The 20,832-nt window shown below is 71.9% G+C and carries 22 protein-coding genes and 4 tRNA genes; 21 read left to right on the forward strand and 5 right to left on the reverse strand.

Annotated features, from left to right (window positions below):
- Positions 1 to 14: 14 nt before the first annotated feature.
- Positions 15 to 1,397, forward strand: a complete 1,383-nt coding sequence (locus FIV44_RS27985) for a cation:dicarboxylate symporter family transporter (RefSeq protein ID WP_141007304.1) — start codon at positions 15 to 17, stop codon at positions 1,395 to 1,397.
- Here FIV44_RS27985 and FIV44_RS27990 read toward each other — a convergent pair.
- A complete protein-coding gene (locus tag FIV44_RS27990; protein ID WP_141007305.1) occupies positions 1,385 to 2,515 on the reverse strand; it encodes a phosphotransferase in 1,131 nt (376 codons plus the stop codon). The two genes, FIV44_RS27985 and FIV44_RS27990, sit on opposite strands and share 13 nt — an antisense overlap.
- A gap of 100 nt (positions 2,516 to 2,615) precedes the next feature.
- Between FIV44_RS27990 and FIV44_RS27995 the strand changes: the two genes are divergently transcribed.
- From FIV44_RS27995 to FIV44_RS28010, 5 genes are all read left to right on the forward strand, one after another.
- Entirely contained in the window at positions 2,616 to 3,566 is a 951-nt protein-coding gene (locus FIV44_RS27995; RefSeq protein ID WP_141007306.1) for a YihY/virulence factor BrkB family protein, read from the forward strand.
- 10 nt (positions 3,567 to 3,576) lie between these two features.
- Positions 3,577 to 4,692 carry a potassium channel family protein gene (locus FIV44_RS28000; RefSeq protein ID WP_246086665.1) on the forward strand — a complete coding sequence of 372 codons (1,116 nt, stop codon included), beginning with the start codon at positions 3,577 to 3,579 and terminating at the stop codon, positions 4,690 to 4,692.
- A 162-nt stretch (positions 4,693 to 4,854) separates the two neighbouring features.
- Entirely contained in the window at positions 4,855 to 5,028 is a 174-nt protein-coding gene (locus FIV44_RS30940; RefSeq protein ID WP_181410874.1) for a hypothetical protein, read from the forward strand.
- Positions 5,029 to 5,098: 70 nt separating this feature from the next.
- Positions 5,099 to 5,560: a hypothetical protein gene (locus tag FIV44_RS28005; protein ID WP_141007307.1), complete on the forward strand. Its 462-nt coding sequence runs from the start codon at positions 5,099 to 5,101 to the stop codon at positions 5,558 to 5,560.
- Between the two features lie 354 nt (positions 5,561 to 5,914).
- Positions 5,915 to 6,319, forward strand: coding sequence for a YjbQ family protein (locus FIV44_RS28010; RefSeq protein ID WP_141007308.1), 405 nt, complete (start codon positions 5,915 to 5,917; stop codon positions 6,317 to 6,319).
- Here the strand turns inward: FIV44_RS28010 and FIV44_RS28015 are convergent.
- The gene (locus tag FIV44_RS28015; RefSeq protein ID WP_141007309.1) at positions 6,300 to 7,130 is read right to left on the reverse strand and encodes an aminotransferase class IV; all 831 of its coding nucleotides are present in this window, start codon (positions 7,128 to 7,130) and stop codon (positions 6,300 to 6,302) included. The two genes, FIV44_RS28010 and FIV44_RS28015, sit on opposite strands and share 20 nt — an antisense overlap.
- 136 nt (positions 7,131 to 7,266) lie before the next feature.
- On the opposite strand from FIV44_RS28015, the gene FIV44_RS28020 reads away from it, so the two are divergent.
- The 5 genes from FIV44_RS28020 (at position 7,267) to FIV44_RS28040 (ending at position 8,342) form a co-directional block, all read left to right on the forward strand.
- Positions 7,267 to 7,339, forward strand: a tRNA-Gly gene (locus FIV44_RS28020).
- Between the two features lie 65 nt (positions 7,340 to 7,404).
- Positions 7,405 to 7,478, forward strand: a tRNA-Cys gene (locus tag FIV44_RS28025).
- A 14-nt stretch (positions 7,479 to 7,492) separates the two neighbouring features.
- Positions 7,493 to 7,567: transfer RNA gene (locus FIV44_RS28030), tRNA-Val, on the forward strand.
- Positions 7,568 to 7,701: 134 nt separating this feature from the next.
- Positions 7,702 to 8,019: a hypothetical protein gene (locus FIV44_RS28035; protein ID WP_141007310.1), complete on the forward strand. Its 318-nt coding sequence runs from the start codon at positions 7,702 to 7,704 to the stop codon at positions 8,017 to 8,019.
- Complete coding sequence (locus tag FIV44_RS28040; RefSeq protein WP_141007311.1) at positions 8,016 to 8,342, forward strand: hypothetical protein; 327 nt, start codon at positions 8,016 to 8,018, stop codon at positions 8,340 to 8,342. The genes FIV44_RS28035 and FIV44_RS28040 overlap by 4 nt, the downstream gene beginning before the upstream one ends.
- Positions 8,343 to 8,732: 390 nt before the next feature.
- On the opposite strand, the gene FIV44_RS28045 is transcribed toward FIV44_RS28040, so the two are convergent.
- Entirely contained in the window at positions 8,733 to 9,911 is a 1,179-nt protein-coding gene (locus FIV44_RS28045; protein WP_141007312.1) for a GAF domain-containing protein, read from the reverse strand.
- 93 nt (positions 9,912 to 10,004) lie between these two features.
- Between FIV44_RS28045 and FIV44_RS28050 the strand changes: the two genes are divergently transcribed.
- A complete protein-coding gene (locus FIV44_RS28050) occupies positions 10,005 to 11,837 on the forward strand; it encodes an NAD(P)/FAD-dependent oxidoreductase (RefSeq protein WP_141007313.1) in 1,833 nt (610 codons plus the stop codon).
- A 90-nt stretch (positions 11,838 to 11,927) separates the two neighbouring features.
- Positions 11,928 to 11,999: transfer RNA gene (locus FIV44_RS28055), tRNA-Val, on the forward strand.
- A 96-nt stretch (positions 12,000 to 12,095) separates the two neighbouring features.
- Here FIV44_RS28055 and FIV44_RS28060 read toward each other — a convergent pair.
- The gene (locus FIV44_RS28060) at positions 12,096 to 12,611 is read right to left on the reverse strand and encodes an SAM-dependent methyltransferase (RefSeq protein WP_141007314.1); all 516 of its coding nucleotides are present in this window, start codon (positions 12,609 to 12,611) and stop codon (positions 12,096 to 12,098) included.
- A gap of 81 nt (positions 12,612 to 12,692) precedes the next feature.
- Positions 12,693 to 13,244, reverse strand: coding sequence for a DNA starvation/stationary phase protection protein Dps (dps, locus tag FIV44_RS28065; RefSeq protein WP_141007315.1), 552 nt, complete (start codon positions 13,242 to 13,244; stop codon positions 12,693 to 12,695).
- A 158-nt stretch (positions 13,245 to 13,402) separates the two neighbouring features.
- Between dps and thrS the strand changes: the two genes are divergently transcribed.
- The 8 genes from thrS (at position 13,403) to FIV44_RS28105 (ending at position 20,826) form a co-directional block, all read left to right on the forward strand.
- On the forward strand, positions 13,403 to 15,388 hold the full coding sequence (gene thrS / locus FIV44_RS28070; protein WP_141007316.1) for a threonine--tRNA ligase: 1,986 nt from the start codon (positions 13,403 to 13,405) through the stop codon (positions 15,386 to 15,388).
- A gap of 3 nt (positions 15,389 to 15,391) precedes the next feature.
- On the forward strand, positions 15,392 to 16,378 hold the full coding sequence (locus FIV44_RS28075) for a glycoside hydrolase family 25 domain-containing protein (protein ID WP_246086666.1): 987 nt from the start codon (positions 15,392 to 15,394) through the stop codon (positions 16,376 to 16,378).
- 40 nt (positions 16,379 to 16,418) lie between these two features.
- Positions 16,419 to 17,171: a TetR/AcrR family transcriptional regulator gene (locus tag FIV44_RS28080; protein ID WP_141007317.1), complete on the forward strand. Its 753-nt coding sequence runs from the start codon at positions 16,419 to 16,421 to the stop codon at positions 17,169 to 17,171.
- Positions 17,168 to 17,707: an HIT family protein gene (locus FIV44_RS28085; protein ID WP_141007318.1), complete on the forward strand. Its 540-nt coding sequence runs from the start codon at positions 17,168 to 17,170 to the stop codon at positions 17,705 to 17,707. The genes FIV44_RS28080 and FIV44_RS28085 overlap by 4 nt, the downstream gene beginning before the upstream one ends.
- Positions 17,708 to 17,721: 14 nt before the next feature.
- Positions 17,722 to 18,384, forward strand: a complete 663-nt coding sequence (pgsA, locus tag FIV44_RS28090) for a phosphatidylinositol phosphate synthase (protein ID WP_141007319.1) — start codon at positions 17,722 to 17,724, stop codon at positions 18,382 to 18,384.
- Between the two features lie 31 nt (positions 18,385 to 18,415).
- On the forward strand, positions 18,416 to 19,318 hold the full coding sequence (gene pdxS / locus FIV44_RS28095) for a pyridoxal 5'-phosphate synthase lyase subunit PdxS (RefSeq protein ID WP_141007320.1): 903 nt from the start codon (positions 18,416 to 18,418) through the stop codon (positions 19,316 to 19,318).
- Positions 19,315 to 19,899 carry a pyridoxal 5'-phosphate synthase glutaminase subunit PdxT gene (gene pdxT, locus FIV44_RS28100; protein ID WP_141007321.1) on the forward strand — a complete coding sequence of 195 codons (585 nt, stop codon included), beginning with the start codon at positions 19,315 to 19,317 and terminating at the stop codon, positions 19,897 to 19,899. The genes pdxS and pdxT overlap by 4 nt, the downstream gene beginning before the upstream one ends.
- Before the next feature lie 66 nt (positions 19,900 to 19,965).
- Positions 19,966 to 20,826: an acyltransferase family protein gene (locus FIV44_RS28105; RefSeq protein ID WP_141007322.1), complete on the forward strand. Its 861-nt coding sequence runs from the start codon at positions 19,966 to 19,968 to the stop codon at positions 20,824 to 20,826.
- Positions 20,827 to 20,832 lie beyond the last annotated feature (6 nt).

Raw genomic sequence — 20,832 nt, forward strand, 5'->3', positions numbered from 1 at the left:
CCCACGGAGGAACCATGGGCACGACCAGCACGGCGACCGCCGCCCAGCGCGGCTCGCGGACGCACTACCTCTACCTCGCGGTGATCGGCGCGGTGCTGCTCGGCATCGCGACCGGCCTGCTGTTCCCGGCCTTCGCCGTCGAGCTCAAGCCGCTCGGCGAGGGCTTCGTCAACCTGATCAAGATGATGATCCAGCCGGTCATCTTCTGCACCATCGTCCTCGGCGTCGGCTCCGTGGCCAGCGCGGCCAGGGTCGGCCGGGTCGGCGGCCTCGCCCTCGGCTACTTCCTGGCGATGTCGACGGTCGCGCTGACGATCGGCATGATCGTCGGCAACCTGCTGCACCCCGGCGACGGGCTGCACCTCACCGCGGAGGCCGCGGCGACCGCCCAGGAGAAGGCGGCCGAGGGGCACGCCGACACGACCGCCTTCCTGCTCGGCATCATCCCGACCTCGCTGTTCAGCTCGGTGACCAGCGGCAGCGTGCTGCAGACCCTGCTGGTCGCCCTGCTCGTCGGGTTCGCGCTGCAGCGGATGGGGGAGACCGGCGCCCCGATCCTCACCGCCGTGGGCTACCTCCAGCGGCTGGTGTTCCGGCTGCTGGCGATGATCATGTGGGCCGCCCCGGTCGGCGCCTTCGGCGCGATGGCCGCGGTCACGGGCCAGGGCGGCGTCGACGCGCTGAAGAGCCTCGCGGTGCTGATGATCGGCTTCTACATCACCTGCGTGCTGTTCGTCGTCGTGGTGCTCGGCCTGCTGCTCAAGGTCACCACGGGCGTCAACATCTTCGCGCTGCTGCGCTACCTGGGCCGGGAGTTCCTGCTCATCCTCGCCACGTCGTCCTCGGAGTCCGCCCTGCCGCGGGCGATCGCCAAGCTCGAGCACGCGGGCGTCGACAAGACCACCGTCGGCGTGGTCGTCCCGACCGGATACTCCTTCAACCTCGACGGCACCGCGATCTACCTGACGATGGCCTCGATCTTCATCGCCGAGGCGATCGGCAGCCCGCTCGCGCTGGGCGAGCAGGTCTCGCTGCTGCTGTTCATGATGATCGCCGCGAAGGGCGCCGCCGGCGTCACCGGCTCCGGCATGGCCGTGCTGGCCGGCGGGCTCCAGTCGCACCGCCCCGAGCTGGTCGACGGCGTCGGCCTGATCGTCGGCATCGACCGGTTCATGTCCGAGGCGCGGGCGCTGACCAACTTCGCGGGCAACGCCGTCGGGACGGTCCTGGTCGGCCACTGGACCGGCAGTCTCGACCGCGCCCAGCTGGACCGGGTGCTCGCCGGCGACGACCCGTTCGACGAGACCACCATGGTCGACGACCACGGCCCGTCGGCGGACGCGGCAGCGCCGGAGAGCCCGGTCGACCGGCCGGCGCGGGAGCCTCAGCCGGTCTGATCCAGCAGGTCGAGGCTGTAGCGGGCGATGGCCGCCCTGGTGGCGGCCATCGCCCGCAGCGCGTTCGTGGGCTCCGCGTCGAGGTGCTCGAACGGCAGCGACGACAGGCCCGTGAAGACGAGCAGCTGGAGGGCGTGTGCCCGGGCGACCGTCGCCGGGTCGAGGTCGACGCCCTCGGCGCCCAGCCCGTCGACGTACGACGCCAGGCAGGCCGCGTCGCGCCCGGCCAGGTCGTCCGCCGTGCCCCGTCCGAGCTGCAGCTCGCCGACCAGGAGCTGGCCGAGATCGAAGCCGACCGGCAGCGCCGTGAAGAACCCGAAGTCGATGAGGGTGAAGCCGTCCCGGTCGGGCCGCACCAGCAGGTTGTTGGGACACGCGTCGCCCTGGCCCACGAGCACCGGCAGCGCGAGCAGCTCGGCGGCGAGGGCGTCGATCCGGTCCGCGGCCCCGAGCAGCCGGCCGCGCAGCTCGCCGAAGGCGGGGGCGACCAGCGGGTGCCGCCAGACCTCGTCCGCCCCGAGCAAGGGGAGGACCTGGAAGCGCAGCCGCCCCTCGACGTACCGGCCGATGTCCCACTCGTGCCCGCCGACCCCGGCGAGCTCCCTGACGGAGGCGCTGCCGGCGAGCCGGCCGAGCAGGTGGGCGGCGCGGGCGTACCGCTCCCGGTCCCACGCCACCTCGACCGCCGGGACCACCTCCAGCCAGACGCTGTAGGCGAGGTCGTCGATGTCGTGGACGCCGACGGCGCGCGGCATCGCCAGTCCGGCGGGGAGCCGGTCGCCGAGGTCGGAGCGGTAGACCGCGCCCTCGGTCCGCCACGGGACCTGCTGGGCGGCCCAGGGACGGATCTCCTCCGGCAGGTCGGCGAAGAACGGCGAGCGCGACCACTCGTGGACGTGCTTGACGAAGATCCGGAAGTCGCGGGCGTGCCCGTCCACGGCGGCGGTCCCGCTCACCCACCAGCGCCCGCCGGTGGTGATCGCGGGCAGGTCGTAGTCCACCGGCACTGCGGAGGAGGCGACGAGCTCGACGTCGTCGACCTGCAGGAGCCGCGCCACCATGGCCGCGAGCAGCGCGTCGGGGACGTCGGCGGGACCGAGCGCGGAGCGGTCGTGCACGGCGTCCTCCTGCGGTGGGAACCCGAGCGATGCAGATCACCCGATCGTAGGACCGGCCGGGTCCGCGGGGCAGTGGCTCCGGGCGGCTAGCGTGAGGCCTATGGCGGAGGATGCGGGCACCCAGCGCCTGCCGTGGCTCCGCCGGCTCGCGCGGCTGGTGTGGCGGCTGGTCGTGACGACCGTCAGCTCCTGCCTGAAGTACCGGGTCACCGGGCTCGCTGCCGAGGCCGCCTTCTTCGCGGTGGTCTCCGTGCCGCCGCTGATCTTCGCCCTCGCCGGCGGGGTCGGCTACGTGACCGACCACTTCACCGCCGCCCAGGTGGAGGAGGTACGCCGCGCCGTCGTCGAGCTGTTCTCGCGCTTCCTCACCGACACCGCGGTCGACAAGGTCATCAAGCCGACGATGGACGACGTGCTGCGGGGCGGCCGGTTCGACGTGATCTCGCTGGGCTTCGTGCTCGCGCTGTGGTCGGGCTCGCGGGCGCTCAACGTCTTCGTCGACACCATCACGATCATGCACGGGCTGGGCGGGCACCGGGGGATCGTGCGCACCCGGGCGCTGTCGTTCGTGCTCTACATCCTCGCGGTGATCACCGGGGCGATCACGCTGCCGCTGGTGGTCGCCGGACCGAAGCTGGTGCGCTCCTGGCTCCCCAATCGCGCCGAGTTCCTCATGCAGTTCTACTGGCCGCTGATCATCGTGATGTGCGTGTGCTTCCTCGCCACGCTCTACCACGTCTCGGTCCCGGTCCGCACCAACTGGAGCTTCAACCTCCCGGGCGCGGTGTTCTCCCTGGTGAGCTGGATCGTGGGGTCCTACCTGCTGCGGTGGGTGCTCACCGTCACCGCGGAGGACTCGCACTCGATCTACGGTCCGCTCGCCGCGCCGATCGCGATCCTGATCTGGCTCTACATCGCCGCGCTGGCGGTGCTGATCGGCGCCGGTGTCAACGCCGCCTTCGACGAGGTGTTCCCGCAGGAGGCGACGCAGCGGGCGCGCCGGGAGCTGCTCGACCGCCTGCTCCGCCGTACGCCGGACCCGGTGGAGTAGGTTCCCGGCCGTGGGCGTGGTGAGCAGAGGACCGGCGGAGACCCGCCGGACGGGGCAGGTCGAGCTGCCCGAGCGCATCCGCTCGCCCTGGTGGGAGCTGGGCCGCCGGCTGCTGCTCGCGCTGGGGATCCTCGTCGGCACGGTGCTGCTGGTCTACCTCGACCGCGAGGGCTATCGCGACACCGGCGACGCGACGCCCGGCGACCCGAACGGCACCGTCACCCTCGTCGACGCCATCTACTACACGACCGTCACCCTGAGCACGACCGGGTACGGCGACATCGCGCCCACCAGCGACGGCGCCCGCCTGGTCAACGCGTTCATCATCACCCCGGCCCGGATCGGGTTCCTCGTGCTCCTGATCGGCACCACGCTCGAGGTGCTCGCCCAGCGCAGCCGCGAGCTCTTCCGCATCGCCCGATGGAGGAACAACATGGGACACCACGTCGTGGTGATCGGCTACGGCACCAAGGGCCGCAGCGCCGTCGAGACGCTGGTCAACAACGGGCTCGACCGCGAGCACGTGGTCGTCGTCGACCCGAGCCCGGTCGCGCTGTCCGACGCCCACGCCGACCAGCTCGCCGTCGTCACCGGCGACGCCACCCGCCGCGGCGTCCTGCAGCGCGCTGGCGTCGCCGAGGCCGACCAGGTCATCATCACCACCGGTCGCGACGATTCGAACGTCCTCGCCGCCCTCACCGTGCGCCAGCTCAACCCCGACGCCTGGATCGTCGCCGCGGTGAGCGAGCAGGAGAACGCCCCGCTGATGCGCCAGTCCGGCGCCGACTCGGTCATCACCTCCTCCGACGCCGTCGGCCGGCTGCTCGGCCTGTCCACGCTCTCGCCCACCCTGGGCACCGTGATGGAGGACCTGCTCACCTACGGCGAGGGGCTCGAGGTCGCCGAGCGGGACCTGCTCGTCACCGAGGTCGGCATGCCGCCCCAGTCGCTGCCCGACCAGGTGATCGCCGTGGTCCGCGACGAGAAGGTGTACCGCTACTTCGACCCGGTGGTGACCCTGCTCGCCCGCGGCGACCGGCTGATCGTCGTACGCCCGGCCAAGGAGCTGCCCTGGGCGCCGCGCCCCGGCACCCACGACGAGGACTTCGCGACCGACGACGGCTGATCCGGCTGAGGCCCGGTCCCGGCCGCGCGGGACCCCTCGGCGGGATCAGTGGTCCCGTGGGACTACGCCGCCCCGCGACGACCGGCCAGACCTGGGCGGCGCGCCGGCCGAACCCGGCCGAGTCGCACGACAGGGCCCGCGGGAGCAGGCAGTGTTGCCCGCATGGGGAAGGACTTCGGACCGTGGGTGCGGCACGACTGGTGCCCGCGGTGCTCCCGCCTGACGGAGCAGACGCGCTGGTACCGCCGCTTGCTGGGCGAGCCGCCGGACCAGCACCAGCGGCGGGTCCGGTGCAACGAGTGCTCGGCGGACCTCGGCCGGGTCGCGGCGCGCTGACGCCCGTGGGGTTGCCTGCGCGGGAACGGGTACTGCGACTGCGTAGTCCGTAACCGAGGAGGAGGCACCCATGCACCGCAAGAGCACGGCAGAACAGCTGAGGGACGACCTGCGCGACCTGGTCGACGCCGTCGTGCCCGAGGTCGAGTCCGCCGTCCACACCGTCGCCGAGAGGACGCCGCCCCTGGTGAACAAGGGGCGCGCCGTGGCGGTCGAGAAGGGCACCCACGCGGCCGAGGCGCTGGCGCGCAGGATCCCCGACCCGGTCGTGGACCGGCTCCCGGACGCCGTCGCCGACCACCTGCCGCAGGAGCGGCACCGGGGACGCAAGGTACTGCTCGTCCTGGTGACGCTCGGTCTCGTCGGCGTGATCGGGGCCCTCGCCGCCAAGCGGGCGCAGGGGAGCGGTCCGGCGCGGCCGGACGGCCCGTCGTCGTACCCGAGGCCGGTGGCGGAGGACGCCGACCCGGTCGACCCGGTCGACCCCAGCGACCCCCTGGTCGAGCCGCGGGTCGACGGCACCTCCGGCTGACGCCACCCCGAGATCGCCCGACGTCGAAGTCGGGCGATTTCGCCCCACGGCGCCGCGCCGGCGACTATTCTCGGTCGCGGTTCCCCAACCACATCGTGCCCGGCGAACCCCACACTCGCCGGGCACGGGACGCCCTGTCCGGCCCTGCCGGACAGGGCGTTCTGGTGGTGTGGGTAAAGCCTTGGCGAAGTCGCCTCCGGGCGCCCCGGAGCGGTCCTAGTGTGGAGCGAGGCCCCGGCATGCTCGGGATGCTGCGCCGCTCGTACCCCGGTCCGTGCCTGTTCCCTGACACGGTCGGGCCGTGGTGAGGCAACCCCACTCTGCCTCACCACGGGCGGGTGCCACGATGGTCCGATGGACTCCGCGACCCGGACCTACCGCACCGGCGACCACGACGTCGTCCTCGACCTGACCCGCGACTGCGCCGACTTCGTCGCGGGGTACGACGACGGCCTGCTCCACGTCTTCGTGCCCCACGCCACCTGCGGCCTCGCGATCCTCGAGACCGGCGCCGGCAGCGACGACGACCTCCTCGCCGCCCTCGCCACGCTGCTCCCCGCCGACGACCGGTGGCGGCACCGCCACGGCAGCCGCGGACACGGCCGCTCCCACGTGCTCCCTGCCCTGGTGCCGCCGTACGCCTCGGTGCCGGTGCTCGCCGGCCGCCTCGCCCTCGGCACCTGGCAGAGCATCTGCCTGGTCGACCTCAACGTCGACAACCACGAGCGGGAGGTGCGGCTCAGCTTCCTGGCGGGATGAGCAGCTCCGCCTCGCGCTCGCGCCAGACCTTCGCCGCCGCCCGGGTCACCGGTCCCGGCGCGGGCAGCTCACGGTCGTCCCAGCGGTGCACGCCCTGCACGTCGCGGGTGGTCGACGCCAGGAAGATCTCGTCGGCTCCCGCCGCCACCTCGATCGGCTCGTCGACCTCGGTCGCGCCGAACCACTCGAGCACCAGCGCCCGGGTCACGCCCGCCAGGCAGCCGCTCGCCAGCGTCGGCGTCCGCACCTCGCCGTCGATGACATAGAAGACGTTGGTGCCGGTGCCCTCGCACAGGTCGCCCGCCAGGTTGGCGAAGACCGCCTCGCTCGCGCCCTTCTCCCGAGCGGCTGCCAGCGCGACGACGTTCTCCGCGTACGACGTCGTCTTCAGGCCCGCCAGCGCACCGCGCTCGTTGCGCGGCCACGGCACCGTCACGACGGCCGTCGTCTCCGGCGCCGGATCCATCGGCGCCGCCACCACGATGACCGTCAGCGGGTCCGCCCCGCGCCCGCTGCCCAGCGGGGCGTTCCCTCCCGTGACCGTGATCCGCAGCCGGCCGAGCGCGATCGGGTCGCCCTCGAGGACGGCGGCGACCCCTCGTCGTACCTCATCGGTGGAGAGGCCCACCAGACCCAGCCCCACCGCCGACCGCTCCAGCCGGTCGAGGTGCCGCTCCAGCGCGAACGGCCGCCCCCCGACGACCTTGACCGCCTCGAAGACCGCGTCCCCGACGGTCAGCCCGTGGTCGGTGACCGGCACCGCCGGCGTCGTCGGGTCGGGCAGCAGCCGGCCGTTGATCCACACACGCATGGGGCCAGCCTAGGAGGCGCCGGCATGCCCTCCGACATGCCCGAGGTGGACCCCCGTTTTGGCGGGGTTCACCGGATCGGCTAGTGTTCTCAACCGCACCGCAGAGCGGGCCGAGAGGCCGGCGACGCAGTGCGATGCGGACGTAGCTCAGTTGGTAGAGCGCAACCTTGCCAAGGTTGAGGTCGCGAGTTCGAGCCTCGTCGTCCGCTCGGAGAGGTCAGACCCACTGGCTGACCAGGTCAGTCCAGAGTGTAATTTTGGGAAAGGCCTTCGCGGTGGGTTGGCCGAGAGGCGAGGCAACGGACTGCAAATCCGTGTACACGGGTTCAAATCCCGTACCCACCTCCACCACAACTCCACAGGGGCGATTGGCGCAGCGGTAGCGCGCTTCCTTGACACGGAAGAGGTCACTGGTTCAAACCCAGTATCGCCCACCAGGTTTCCGCAGGTCAGTGCAGGGTTTTCTGGACCTGAGATCGGGACCATGCGGGGAACAAGGAGCGGCCAGATCTGGCCGCTCCTGTCCTGTTTCTGGGGGCATTCCGTCGACTCGTTCAAGTACGTTCATCTCGTGGTTGTCGAGGGCATCATCGAGTACTACCGCCAACTCGGGCGCTCTGCTCGGCCTCGGATCCATTTTGTTGGGCGCTCGCCTGACGATGAGAACGAGTGGTGGTACTTCGAGGCGGTTGACGTCGACGGCGAGCTCATCGCGATCCGCCAGGTGACGATCGAGGCGAGCGGTGACGGTCATCGATACTCGGCCGAGCACATCGAGGACGTCTGGGGCGGTCTCACGGACCAGGCGATCGACTACGAGGACCAACTCGAGCGATGCGCTGCATCGGTCTTCGCGGATGCGTGGGACCGGGCAGCCTCCGACGCATGACGAGTCACTACCGCCAGTTGCCGACCGGCTTTGCGTCGATGAACCGCGCGATCGAGCTGGCCACCGGCGATACAGCGCCGGACCGTCGGCGGCTCGTTGAGGTGGCGAGACGTCGGGTGAGAGTGGCGGGTGTGGCGGACGCCGTTCGTCTGCTTCTGTCCCTCAAGGCCGCGGTCGAGTTCCCCACCCGATCACCGGCGTTCCGCCCCGATACCGTGCTTTACATGGCACTCGATCCGGAGCTGCGTGACGCGTTGGCCGCTTTGACCCGAAGCACGGACGCGGTACTGGCAGCACAGCCAGGCCGGCCCGTGGACCCATGACGAGAACGTCGAGCGCGCGCTTGCGGATGCCTGGGCAGCGGTCGCCGCGCAGATCGGCCCGCAGGAGCTCGTCGTGCCGGTGGCAGGACCGTCCCAGTGCAGGGTTGGGGCGCCGACCCCGTTCTCGTGTCGGGGGCCGCGGGCGGCAGCTACGACGAAGCCCTCCATGGAGAACTCCGTCCACGAGTACCACCGCGGCGGCTGGCATGCGCGCTTGCGGCATTTCATCTGTACGTTTCACGGCGAGAAGCTCGAGTGCGTTGCCGCTGGATTCGTCGTCGACGACCTCGGTCAGCCACCGGTGTGCCGATGGAGCTCGTCGAGGCGTCGACGCGGGTCTCGAACCGGCCTGGAGCGAGTGCGGGTCGACCTGCCGCGACGGCAGGACGGTCACGCCTCCCGGTCGCCGACCACGCTCAGCGTCACCCCGTCACCGAGCCGGTAGGGGTTGGTCGCGAGCAGGGCGCCGAGGACCCGCCGCATCCGGGAGATCTCGGCCCGCACCGTCACCTGGTGCTCGCCGTCGCCGTACAGGCGGTGGCTGAGCTGTCCGGCCGACAGGCCGGCCCGGCCAGACGCGCCGATCGCCGCGAACAGCTCGGCGTGCCGTGGGGTCAGCGCCACCCGCCAGGGTGCCTCGCCGCCGCGCACTTCCAGCATCGCGGGGGCCGACGCGAGGTCGAGGACCGCCTCCAGCACCTGCGCCGACGATGAGGGCCGGATCAGCCAGCCGCCGCGGAGGCGCTCGGGGAGGCACAGCCCGAGACCGGGTACGGCGAGCGCCCGGTCGGGCTGCGGGGTCTCGACGCGGTCGCGGACGGCGACGCCCTGGTGGGCGGCGACCCAGCCGTGGTCGTCGACGACGAGCAGGGGGCCGTTGGCGCCGGACAGCAGCGGCTCCGCCGTACGACGCAGCTGCTCCAGGCGCTCCTCGTGGTGGCGCCACAGGCGGGCCTCGGCGAGCCGGACGGACGCGGTGACGAGCGCCTCGATCGCCGGGTGCAACGTCAGCGCCGGCCCGCTCACGTCGACGATGCCGAGCAGGGAGCCGTCGATCGGGTCGTGGATGGGGGAGGCGGTGCAGTACCAGGGGACCTGGGCGTTCTCGAAGTGCTCGGCGGAGAACAGCTGGACCGGCGAGCCCTCCTCGAGCGCGGTGCCGATCGCGTTGGTGCCGACGGCCGCCTCGGTCCAGGTCGCGCCGTCGGCGAAGCCCAGGCCGTCGGCCTGCCGCTTCACCCGCGGCGAGCCGCTGCGCCACAGCACCACGCCGTCGGCGTCGGTGATCACGACGAGGTAGTTGGAGGCGTCGGCGGCGCTGAGCAGCAGCTCGCGGATCTCGTCGACGACCAGCGAGAGCCGCGACGTACGACGTCGCTCCTCGACGTCGGCGGGCGGCAGCGGGTCCCGGCCGTTGCGGCCGTCCGGGTCGATCCCGAGGCCGAGCACCCGCGACCAGGAGCGGGCCACGACCGCGCGCGGCCGCTCCGGCGGCGCGGTGCCGGAGAGCACCGCGTCGTGGATCCGGACCAGGTCGCGGGCCCGCATCGCGAGGTCGTGCGTGGCCATGACCCCACAGTAGGTGGGCCGATGTGATCGGGGCCACATGCAACAACGTGCAACGGTTCCCGGCGTACGCCGGCCGGAGGTCGACTTCTCGCCATGACCCAGCTCGACGACCGGCCCACGACGGCCGCCCCGACCGAGATCCCCGACCCGGCGACCACCTGGCTCGCCGCCTTCGAGGACGCCCTGACCGCCCGCGACGTCGACCGCGCCGCCGGCCTTTTCGCCGCGACCAGCTTCTGGCGCGACCTGATCGCCTTCACCTGGAATATCGCCACCGTGGAGAGCCCCGACGGCGTCGCCGACCTGTTGAGCGCCACCCTCGACCGCGTCGACCCGAGCGGCTTCCGGCTCACCGAGCCCGCCGCGACCGAGGACGGCGTGACGACGGCGTGGTTCGAATTCGAGACCGCCGTCGGCCGCGGCCGCGGGCTGGTCCGGATCGTCGACGAGGACGGGCCGAAGGCGTGGACCTTCCTCACCACCCTCCACGAGCTCAAGGGACACGAGGAGCCCCGGGGAGCACGACGCCCGATGGGCGCCGAGCACGGCGCGAACCGCGAGCGGGTGACCTGGCTGGAGAGGCGCGAGGCCCAGGACGCCGCGCTCGGCGTCGACACCCAGCCCTACGTCCTCGTCGTCGGCGGCGGCCAGGGCGGCATCGCCCTCGGCGCGCGGCTGCGCCAGCTCGGCGTACCCGCCCTCGTCATCGACAAGCACCCGCGCCCCGGCGACCAGTGGCGCAACCGCTACAAGTCGCTGTGCCTGCACGACCCGGTCTGGTACGACCACCTGCCGTACCTCAAGTTCCCCGACAACTGGCCGGTCTTCGCGCCCAAGGACAAGGTCGGCGACTGGCTGGAGTTCTACACGCGGGTGATGGAGGTGCCGTACTGGTCGAGCACGATCGCGACGAAGGCCACCTACGACGACGAGACAGGGGAGTGGACCGTCCACCTCGAGCGCGACGGCAAGCCGCTCGTGCTCAAGCCCACCCATCTGGTGATGGCGACCGGCATGTCGGGCAAGCCCAACCTCCCGGACCTGCCGGGCATGGACGTCTTCCGTGGCGAGCAGCACCACTCCTCGCAGCACCCGGGGCCCGACGCGTACGCCGGCAAGCGGGTCGTCGTGATCGGCAGCAACAACTCGGCGTTCGACATCTGCGGGGCGCTGTGGGAGACCGGCGCGGACGTGACGATGGTGCAGCGCTCCTCGACGCACATCGTCAAGAGCGACACCCTGATGGACATCGGCCTCGGCGACCTCTACTCCGAGCGCGCGCTGGCCTCGGGAGTGACGACCGAGAAGGCCGACCTGATCTTCGCGTCGCTGCCGTACCGGATCATGCACGAGTTCCAGATCCCGCTCTACGACAGGATGCGCGAGCGCGACCGGGACTTCTACGACCGGATGGAGGCCGCCGGCTTCGACCTCGACTGGGGCGACGACGGGTCGGGGCTGTTCATGAAGTACCTGCGGCGGGGCTCGGGCTACTACATCGACGTCGGTGCCGCCGAGCTGGTCGCGAACGGCGACGTGAGGCTGGCGAAGGGCCAGGTCGACCACCTGACGGAGACGTCCGTCGTCCTCGACGACGGGACCGAGCTGCCCGCCGACCTGGTCGTGTACGCCACCGGGTACGGCTCGATGAACGGCTGGGCCGCCGACCTGATCAGCCAGGAGGTCGCCGACCGGGTCGGCAAGGTCTGGGGCCTCGGCTCCGACACCGCCAAGGACCCCGGTCCGTGGGAGGGGGAGCAGCGCAACATGTGGAAGCCGACCCAGCAGGAGAACCTCTGGTTCCACGGCGGCAACCTCCACCAGTCGCGCCACTACTCGCTCTACCTCGCGCTCCAGCTGAAGGCGCGGCACGCGGGCATCGACACCCCGGTGCACCGGCTGCAGGAGGTGCACCACCTCGGCTGAGTCGTGCCGGCGTACCCCGGGAGTCCCCGATGTGAACGCGGCGGCGAGATAGGTTAGAGTCTCCGACCGCGGTTCCTTCGGGGCCGCCCCGGGCGATTGGCGCAGTGGTAGCGCGCTTCGTTCACACCGAAGAGGTCACTGGTTCGAACCCAGTATCGCCCACCGGACGGACACAGCCTCGGTCCCTGCGAGACGCAGGGACCGAGGCTGTGTCGTTCGCGGGCCCCAGCGGATCCGTGCGACGCTCGCCGTGCCCGGTCAGGGACGTCCGTCGTCCTCGGCCGGAGCGGCCCGCAGGGAGGCCGGCGTGGCGCCCTCGGGTACGTCGACCTCGTCGAACCAGCCCGCCCGCACGGGGGAGCGGGGCTGGTCGGCGGCGGGGAAGAACGGCTTGATGTCGAGCAGCGGGGTGCCGTCGACCATGTCGACGCCGCGGAAGCGCAGCCGGGTGTCGCCGACGTCCACGACCTCGACCAGGCTGAGGCCGATCGGGACCGGCCGGCGGGGTCCGCGCATGGCGAAGACGCCCAGCGGGGGTCCGTCCTGGCGCAGGAACGGACGCTGGTGCAGGCTGTCGAGCGGTGTCGGCGGGTCGTCGCCGAGCCAGGTCAGCAGCCAGGCGTGGGAGAAGGCGGACAGGCCGTCGAGCGCGGCTGCGAAGCGGGCGTCGATCTCCGCCACGCCCTCCTCGGCCAGGTTGGCCGTGGCCTGGATCGGGGTGTGCTCGCGCTGCGTGTGGGGTGTCCGGAGCATCCCGATCGGCGTGACCAGCATGGGCGCATGGTCCGCGGGCGGCTCCGATCACGGAAGGGCCATCTCAGCGTTCGCTGAGATGGACCGAGCGCAGAAGTGGCCTCAGGCCTCGGCGGCCGCCTCCTCCTCGGTGGTGGCGCCGGCCGTGCTCAGGTTGCCGCCGGTGTCCTCGAGGTGGGCGCGGATGAACCAGTGGAAGAGCTCGAGCTGCTCGGTCTGGGCGATGAACATGTCCTGGGTGACCAGGTCGAGGTCGTCCAGCTCCTTGATGCCGTCGCGGTAGGTCGAGATCACCCCTTGGTAGACGACGTCGAGCGCGGCGAGGTGCTGCTGGGTGGTCGCGCGGCCGATGTCGTAGTCGTCCCAGGCGCGGCGCTCGACCAGGGAGCCCGGGGTGCCCTGGGGCGAGCCGCCGAGGGTGGCGATCCGCTCGGCGAGGTCGTCGGCGAAGCCGCGGACCGTGTCGACCTGGGGATCGAGCATCTCGTGGACGGCGATGAAGTGCGGGCCGACGACGTTCCAGTGGACGTGCTTGAGCGTGAGGTGGAGGTCGGTGCAGGCGTCGAGCCGGCTCTGGAGGAGCTCGACGACCCGCTGGGCCGCCTTCTCGTCGAGGCCGGGCGTGGTGAAGTGGAGGGTCTGCGTGCGTGCCATGCTCCTGCAGTACGCCGTCCGGGCCGGATCACACGGGTCGAACGGCTCACTCGCGACGGAGAACTGCCGCGCGCCGGCGCCGGTCGCCTCGGTACGATCGTGACCCGGTGCGCCCGCCCGGCCGCGCCGCCGCCACGAACCACCCGAGGAGTCCATCCGTGTCCGACATCAAGGTCGCCGTCCTCGTCCCTGACGCGCGCCAGGAGGAGACGGTCACGGAGGGCACCAGGGCCTGGGAGCTGTTCCGCGACGACGCCGACGTGATCGCCGCCCGCGTGGGCGGGGAGCTGAAGGACCTCTCCTACGAGCTGGTCGACGGCGACGAGGTGGAGGGCGTGGCGATCGACAGCCCCGACGGGCTCGACATCCTGCGGCACTCGACCGCGCACGTGCTGGCGCAGGCCGTGCAGCAGGTGTTCCCGGACGCGAGGCTCGGCATCGGCCCGCCGATCCAGGACGGCTTCTACTACGACTTCGACGTCGAGACCCCGTTCGTGCCCGAGGACCTCGTCAGGCTCGAGACCGCGATGCGCAAGATCATCAAGGAGAACCAGCGCTTCGACCGGCGGGTCACCACCGACGAGGACGCGCTGGTCGAGCTGGCCGACGAGCCCTACAAGGTCGAGCTGATCGGCCTCAAGGGCAACGCGAGCGAGGCGGCCGAGGGCGCCTCCGCCGAGGTCGGCGCGGGCGAGCTGACCATCTACGACAACGTCAACCGCAACGGCGAGGTCGCCTGGAAGGACCTCTGCCGCGGCCCGCACCTGCCGACCACCAAGCGGATCCCGGCGTTCAAGCTGATGCGCAGCGCGGCGGCGTACTGGCGCGGGGACGAGAGGAACAAGCAGCTCCAGCGCATCTACGGCACCGCCTGGCCGAGCAAGGACGAGCTCGACGCCTACCTCCACCGCCTGGAGGAGGCCGAGCGCCGCGACCACCGCAAGCTCGGCCGCGAGCTCGACCTGTTCTCCTTCCCCGACGAGATCGGCTCCGGCCTGCCCGTCTTCCACCCCAAGGGCGGCGTGATCAAGCGGGCGATGGAGGACTACGTCCGCGAGCGGCACATCGCCGAGGGCTTCGAGTACGTCGGCACGCCCCACATCGCCAAGGAGGGGCTGTTCTACACCTCCGGCCACCTGCCCTACTACGGCGAGGGGATGTACCCCGCGCTCGACGTCGACGGCATGGAGTACCGCCTCAAGGCGATGAACTGCCCGATGCACAACCTCATCTACCGCTCCCGGCAGCGCTCCTACCGCGAGCTGCCGCTGCGGCTCTTCGAGTTCGGGCACGTCTACCGCCACGAGAAGTCCGGCGTGATCCACGGCCTGACCCGGGTGCGCGGCTTCGCCCAGGACGACTCCCACTCCTATGTCACCCCCGAGCAGGCGCCGGCCGAGGTGGAGCACCTGCTCAACTTCATGCTCAGCCTGCTGCGCGACTTCGGGATCGACGACTTCTACCTCGAGCTGTCGACCCGCGACGACTCCAAGGACAAGTTCATCGGCTCCGACGAGGACTGGGCGATCGCCACCCAGGTGCTCGAGGACGTGGCACTGGCGACCGGCCTGGAGCTCGTCCCCGACCCGGGCGGCGCGGCGTACTACGGCCCGAAGATCTCGGTGCAGGCCAAGGACGCCATCGGCCGCACCTGGCAGATGGGCACGGTGCAGTACGACTTCAACCAGCCCTCGCCCGACCGCTTCGACCTGGAGTACGTCGCCGCCGACGGCAGCCGGCAGCAGCCGGTGATGATCCACTCGGCGAAGTTCGGCTCCATCGAGCGCTTCATGGGCGTCCTCGTCGAGCACTACGCCGGCGCCTTCCCTCCGTGGCTGGCCCCGGTCCAGGTGCAGGGCATCCCGGTCGCGGAGCGGCACGTCGACTATCTCCACGAGGTCGCCGCGCAGCTCGAGGAGCACGGGATCCGGGTGGAGATCGACGAGTCCGACGACCGGATGCAGAAGAAGATCCGCAACGCCCAGCTGCAGAAGGTGCCGTTCATGGTCATCGCCGGCGACCAGGACGTCGAGGCGGGCGCGGTGAGCTTCCGCTACCGCGACGGCCGCCAGGACAACGGCGTACCCGTCGCCGAGGCGATCGAGCGCGTCGTCGCCGCAGTCGCCAGCAGGGAGCAGGTCTGAGCCATGCACCGGGCGCTCATGGGGTGCGCCGCCACGCTGCTGCTCGCCACGGCGACGCTGGCCGGCTGCGGCGGGTCGACGCCGTCCGGCGCGCCGCCGCGCCCACCGGTCAGCACGCCGACCGCGACCGACGTCGCCGACCCCGGCGCACCCGCGGGCGACGCGGGCGACCCGGGGGCCGACGCCAGCGACCTGGCCAAGCGGGCCGAGAACCTCGCCCGCGAGAACGGCAAGCCGACCAGCGACATCGCCCCCCGCGACGGCGAGGTGCTCGGCGGCGACGTGAGCTGGCCACAGTGCCCGCCCGGCACGGGGATCCCGGAGAAGCAGGGGCTCGGGATGCCGATGCCGCTGCCCGAGGCGGAGTACGTCGTCCTCGGGCTCACCAACGGTCCCGGCTTCACCCCCAACCCCTGCCTGGCCGACCAGGTCCGCTGGGCGAAGGACAACGACGTGCTCGTGTCGGTCTACGCCGTGTCGAGCTACCCCAGCAAGGCCACCCTGCAGAAGTACGGCGCCGACGGTCCCTACGCCGCGACGGACCGGCTCGGGAAGCTCCGCAACGTCGGCTACCAGCAGGCCCGCTTCAACGTCGGCACCATGGGCCAGGTCGGCCTCCTCAGCCCGATCGTGTGGATCGACATCGAGCCGGTGCCGAAGTTCGACTGGAGCGACGACCTGCAGGCCAACGCCGCGGTCATCGAGGGCGTCGCGCGGGGCTACACCGACGCCGGCTTCCGGATCGGGGTCTACTCCACGCCCGCCCTCTACCGCCGCGTGGTCGGCGACCTCGGCCTGGGCGGCGTACCGGAGTGGCGCGCGGCCGGCCAGACCTCGCGCGCCGAGGCGCTCAACCGCTGCGGCCCCGACTGGTCCATCCAGGGCGGCCCGGCGGTCATGGGACAGTGGGTGGAGCAGGAGCGCGACCAGAACATCACCTGCCCCGGGATCGCCGCCGATCTCGGCCGCTGGTTCCACCGGTTCTCGTGACCGCGCGCGTGCTCCCGACCGGACGTGAGAGGGTTTGCTCATGACCTCGAGCGCGGAGGGTGTGGACGCCGAGCCGCTCGACGGGCGCCGGAGACGCTGGCAGGAGCACAACCAGGTGCGCCGCCAGGTGATCATCGACGCCGCGATCGCCGTCTTGGAGCGCCAGGCCCCCGGTGAGGAGTTCCAGGTCCAGGCGGTGGCCGACGAGGCCGGGATGAGCCGCACCGTCATCTACCGCCACTTCGAGGACCGCTCGGACCTCGACCGGGCGGTGCAGCGCCAGATCTGCGAGCACGTCGGCGGCGAGCTGCTCCCCGCGCTGTCGTACGACGGCACGCCGGACCAGATCATCCACCGCATCGTCGGCAGCTTCATCCGCTGGGCCGAGGCGCACCCGACGCTGTACTGGTTCGCCGAGCGCGACCTCGCCGGCTGGGGGCCCAGCCCGCTCAGCCAGGCGGTCGAGCAGGTCGCGGAGGGGATCGAGGGGATCATGGCGATCGTGGTCGCGGCGATGGGCGTCGAGCTCACCGACGACGACCGTGCGGCCCTGGACCCGTGGGTCTTCGGCATGATCGGCGCCGTCTTCGCCGCCGTCCGCCGCTGGCTCGAGCGCGAGGTGCGCGAGCCCGGGATCGAGGCCTGCATCAGCATCCTGTCGGAGTCGATCTGGCTGCAGATCAACGGCATGGCGCTCTCCCGCGGCCTCAACCTGCCCGACCTGCCGGTCGCCGACCTGCTCCAGGCGCTGGGGCACGCCGATGGCGACGCCGGCGGTGAGGGCGAGGCATGAGCACCGGCCCCGACGGGCTCGAGCGCCTCTGGACGCCGCACCGGATGGCCTACGTCCGCGGCGAGGCCGACGACCCTGCCGCCGAGCCCGCCCACGCCGACCCGCGTCCGGCCTGCCCGTTCTGCCGGATCACCGCGGACCCCGCCACCTCGACCGACGACGAGCTGGTCGTCCTCCGCGGCCGCACGGCGTACGTCGTGCTCAACCTCTACCCCTACAACCCCGGGCACCTCATGGTGCTGCCCTACCGCCACGTCGCCGACTACCTCGACCTCGACGACGAGGAGACCGACGAGGTGACCGCGCTGACCAAGGCGGCGCTGCGGACGATCCGCTCGGTCGCGCAGCCGCACGCCTTCAACGTCGGGCTCAACCTCGGCGGCGCGGCGGGCGGCTCGCTGTCGGGCCACCTGCACCAGCACGTCGTGCCCCGCTGGTCGGGCGACGCGAACTTCATGACCGTCATCGGCGGCACCAAGACCCTCCCGCAGCTGCTGGGCGAGACCCGCGATCTGCTGGCGAGCGCCTGGCAGTAGTAGGTTCCTGACCCGTGTTGGATCGCTTCAAGGAGTTCTGGGCCGGGACCGTGCTGCACCCCGTGGTGCGGCTGTTCATCCGGCTGGGCATCAGCCCGGACGCGGTGACCCTGGTCGGCACCCTCGGCGTCAGCGCCGGCGCCCTGATCTTCTTCCCGCAGGGCGAGCTGCTCATCGGCGTCCTGTTCATCACCGCCTTCGTGTTCAGCGACCTGATCGACGGCCGGATGGCGCGCGAGACCGGGCGGGTCTCGAAGTTCGGCGCCTTCTGGGACTCCACCCTCGACCGGATCGGCGACGGCGCGATCTTCGGCGGCCTCGCGCTCTACTTCGCCGGCACCGGCAAGGACCAGGGCGACAGCTACCTCTACCTCTGCGTCACGCTGTGGTGCCTGGTGATGGGCTCGGTCACCTCCTACGCCCGGGCCCGCGCGGAGTCCCTCGGCATGGACGCCAAGGGCGGCATCGCCGAGCGCGCCGACCGGCTCGTCTCGATCCTCGTGATGACCGGCCTCGGGGCGCTGTTCGACCTCCCGATCCTCATGTACGTCACGCTCTGGGCGCTCGCCCTCGCCAGCACCTACACGGTCGTCTTCCGGGTCCTGAAGGTACGCCGGCAGGCGCTCGCAGCGGAGGCCGCGGGGGAGGGCCCGTCCGAGGGGGAGACCCCGGCGTAGCGGACCCGCCCGCGGCCGTAGAATCGAGGCCATGAGCGAGCAGCAGGAGCACGGCACCACCCGGGTCAAGCGCGGCATGGCCGAGATGCTCAAGGGTGGCGTCATCATGGACGTGGTCACCCCGGAGCAGGCGAAGATCGCCGAGGACGCCGGCGCGGTGGCCGTGATGGCGCTGGAGCGGGTCCCTGCGGACATCCGTGCCCAGGGTGGGGTGTCGCGGATGAGCGACCCCGACATGATCGACGGGATCATCGAGGCCGTCTCGATCCCGGTGATGGCCAAGGCCCGGATCGGGCACTTCGCCGAGGCGCAGGTGCTGCAGTCGCTGGGTGTGGACTACATCGACGAGTCCGAGGTGCTGACCCCGGCCGACTACGCCCACCACATCGACAAGTGGGCCTTCACGGTGCCGTTCGTGTGCGGTGCGACCAACCTGGGTGAGGCGCTGCGCCGGATCACCGAGGGGGCGGCGATGATCCGCTCCAAGGGCGAGGCCGGCACGGGTGATGTGTCCAACGCGGTCACCCACATGCGCACGATCCGGGGCGAGATCCGCCGGCTCGGCTCGCTGGCCGGGTCGGGTGGGGACGAGTTGTACGTCGCCGCGAAGGAGCTCCAGGCGCCGTACGACCTGGTGGCCGAGGTCGCGCGGACCGGCAAGCTGCCCGTCGTGCTGTTCACCGCCGGTGGCATCGCGACCCCGGCGGACGCGGCGATGATGATGCAGCTGGGCGCCGAGGGCGTGTTCGTCGGCTCGGGCATCTTCAAGTCGGGCAACCCGGCCCAGCGGGCCGAGGCGATCGTGAAGGCCACGACCTTCTTCGACGACCCCGACGTGGTCGCGAAGGTCTCCCGCGGCCTGGGCGAGGCGATGGTCGGCATCAACGTGGAGGAGCTGCCGCAGCCGCATCGTCTCTCCGAGCGCGGCTGGTGACGACGGCGCCGTCCGTCGGCGTCTTCGCGCTCCAGGGCGACGTCCGCGAGCACCTGCAGGTCCTCACCGCGCTCGGCGCCGACGCGTTCCCGGTACGACGCCCGGCCGAGCTCGAGCGCTGCGACGGCCTCGTGCTGCCCGGCGGGGAGTCGACCACGATGGCCAAGCTGGCCCGGACCTTCGAGCTCCTCGAGCCGCTGCGCGAGCGCGTCCGGGACGGCATGCCGACCTTCGGCACCTGCGCGGGGATGATCCTGCTGGCCGACCGGATCGAGGGCGGCACGGCCGACCAGGAGACGATCGGCGGGCTCGACGTGACGGTGCGGCGCAACGCCTTCGGCCGGCAGGTCGACTCCTTCGAGGCCGACCTGCCGTTCGCGGGCCTGGCCGAGCCGGTGCACGCGGTGTTCATCCGCGCGCCGTGGGTCGAGCGGACCGGCCCCGGCGTCGAGGTGCTCGCCGAGGCGGCGGGCCACCCGGTCGCCGTACGCCAGGGGCACCTGATGGCGACGTCCTTCCACCCGGAGGTCGACGGCGACGGCCGGGTGCACCGGGTCTTCCTCGGTCTGCTCGGGGGCTGAGCGGAGTTCAGCCGGCGTTCGCGCCGAGGTCGCCGGGGCGATGCCGCGGCGCGTCATCGTCGGCAGGTGCGCCAGCAGTGGATGGACGGGCTGCGGGGCGTCACGGTCGTGGCGGTCGTGCTTCTCCACGCGGAGCTCACCGCCGGCCCGCTGCCGTGGCTGGCCGCGGTCAACCAGGCGCTCGAGCCCTACCGGATGCCGCTGCTGATGACCCTCTCCGGCATGCTCCTGGCCCGCTCGCTGTCCCGGGGCGCCCGGCGCCACCTGACCGGCAAGGTGCGGGCCATCCTGTGGCCCTACGCGGTCTGGACCCTGCTCGACGTCGCCCACCTGGCGGCCGACGCGCTCGCGGCGGGCGAGCCGCTGCCGCCGGGTCTCCTGCGCCGGCTGGTCTACGACCCGACGAGCTACCTGTGGTTCCTCGCCTTCCTGTTCTGCTACCACGTGCTCGCCACGCCGCTGCCGGGCCGGCTGCGCACCGCCGCCGGCCCCGCGCTGGTGCTCCTCGGCGGGGCGCTGGAGCCGACCGACCTGAGCCGGTTCGTCACGCTCGCCGGCTGGTTCCTCGTCGGCGACCTCGTCGCGCGGGTCGTCGGCCCCCGCGTGCCGCCCACGATGGCGGGACGGATCGCCCGGGTCCGGTGGGGCGTGCTGGCGTCCGTCGGCCGCCAGTCGATCGTCTACTACGCCTGCCACCTGATCGTCATGGTGTACGCCGTGCGGCTGGCCCGCGAGGCGGGCGTGACCGATCCGCGGGCGACGGTGGCGGTGGCCGTCGTCGTACCACTCGCGACGGGGGCGCTGCTGGTCCGTCTGCGGCGACACCGCTGGGTGGACGCGCTCTTCGTGTGGCCACGGGTAGAATCCACGGCCGGCACCGAGCAGAGCGGTGTGGCGGCGCCCGGGGTGGTGCCGGCCCGCACATAGAGACAG

It is taken from the genome of Nocardioides humi, assembly GCF_006494775.1.
In the GTDB taxonomy this organism is placed as follows: Bacteria; Actinomycetota; Actinomycetes; order Propionibacteriales; family Nocardioidaceae; genus Nocardioides; species Nocardioides humi.

What these genes read in the sequence shown, in the direction of transcription:
- FIV44_RS27985 (WP_141007304.1), top strand. Translation starts at nt 15, where the DNA reads ATGGGCACGACCAGCACGGCGACCGCCGCCCAGCGCGGCTCGCGGACG.
- FIV44_RS27995 (WP_141007306.1), top strand. Translation starts at nt 2,616, where the DNA reads ATGGCGGAGGATGCGGGCACCCAGCGCCTGCCGTGGCTCCGCCGGCTC.
- FIV44_RS30940 (WP_181410874.1), top strand. Translation starts at nt 4,855, where the DNA reads ATGGGGAAGGACTTCGGACCGTGGGTGCGGCACGACTGGTGCCCGCGG.
- FIV44_RS28005 (WP_141007307.1), top strand. Translation starts at nt 5,099, where the DNA reads ATGCACCGCAAGAGCACGGCAGAACAGCTGAGGGACGACCTGCGCGAC.
- FIV44_RS28010 (WP_141007308.1), top strand. Translation starts at nt 5,915, where the DNA reads ATGGACTCCGCGACCCGGACCTACCGCACCGGCGACCACGACGTCGTC.
- FIV44_RS28015 (WP_141007309.1), bottom strand. Translation starts at nt 7,130, where the DNA reads ATGCGTGTGTGGATCAACGGCCGGCTGCTGCCCGACCCGACGACGCCG.
- FIV44_RS28040 (WP_141007311.1), top strand. Translation starts at nt 8,016, where the DNA reads ATGACGAGTCACTACCGCCAGTTGCCGACCGGCTTTGCGTCGATGAAC.
- FIV44_RS28045 (WP_141007312.1), bottom strand. Translation starts at nt 9,911, where the DNA reads ATGGCCACGCACGACCTCGCGATGCGGGCCCGCGACCTGGTCCGGATC.
- FIV44_RS28050 (WP_141007313.1), top strand. Translation starts at nt 10,005, where the DNA reads ATGACCCAGCTCGACGACCGGCCCACGACGGCCGCCCCGACCGAGATC.
- FIV44_RS28060 (WP_141007314.1), bottom strand. Translation starts at nt 12,611, where the DNA reads ATGCTGGTCACGCCGATCGGGATGCTCCGGACACCCCACACGCAGCGC.
- dps (WP_141007315.1), bottom strand. Translation starts at nt 13,244, where the DNA reads ATGGCACGCACGCAGACCCTCCACTTCACCACGCCCGGCCTCGACGAG.
- FIV44_RS28075 (WP_246086666.1), top strand. Translation starts at nt 15,392, where the DNA reads ATGCACCGGGCGCTCATGGGGTGCGCCGCCACGCTGCTGCTCGCCACG.
- FIV44_RS28080 (WP_141007317.1), top strand. Translation starts at nt 16,419, where the DNA reads ATGACCTCGAGCGCGGAGGGTGTGGACGCCGAGCCGCTCGACGGGCGC.
- FIV44_RS28085 (WP_141007318.1), top strand. Translation starts at nt 17,168, where the DNA reads ATGAGCACCGGCCCCGACGGGCTCGAGCGCCTCTGGACGCCGCACCGG.
- pdxS (WP_141007320.1), top strand. Translation starts at nt 18,416, where the DNA reads ATGAGCGAGCAGCAGGAGCACGGCACCACCCGGGTCAAGCGCGGCATG.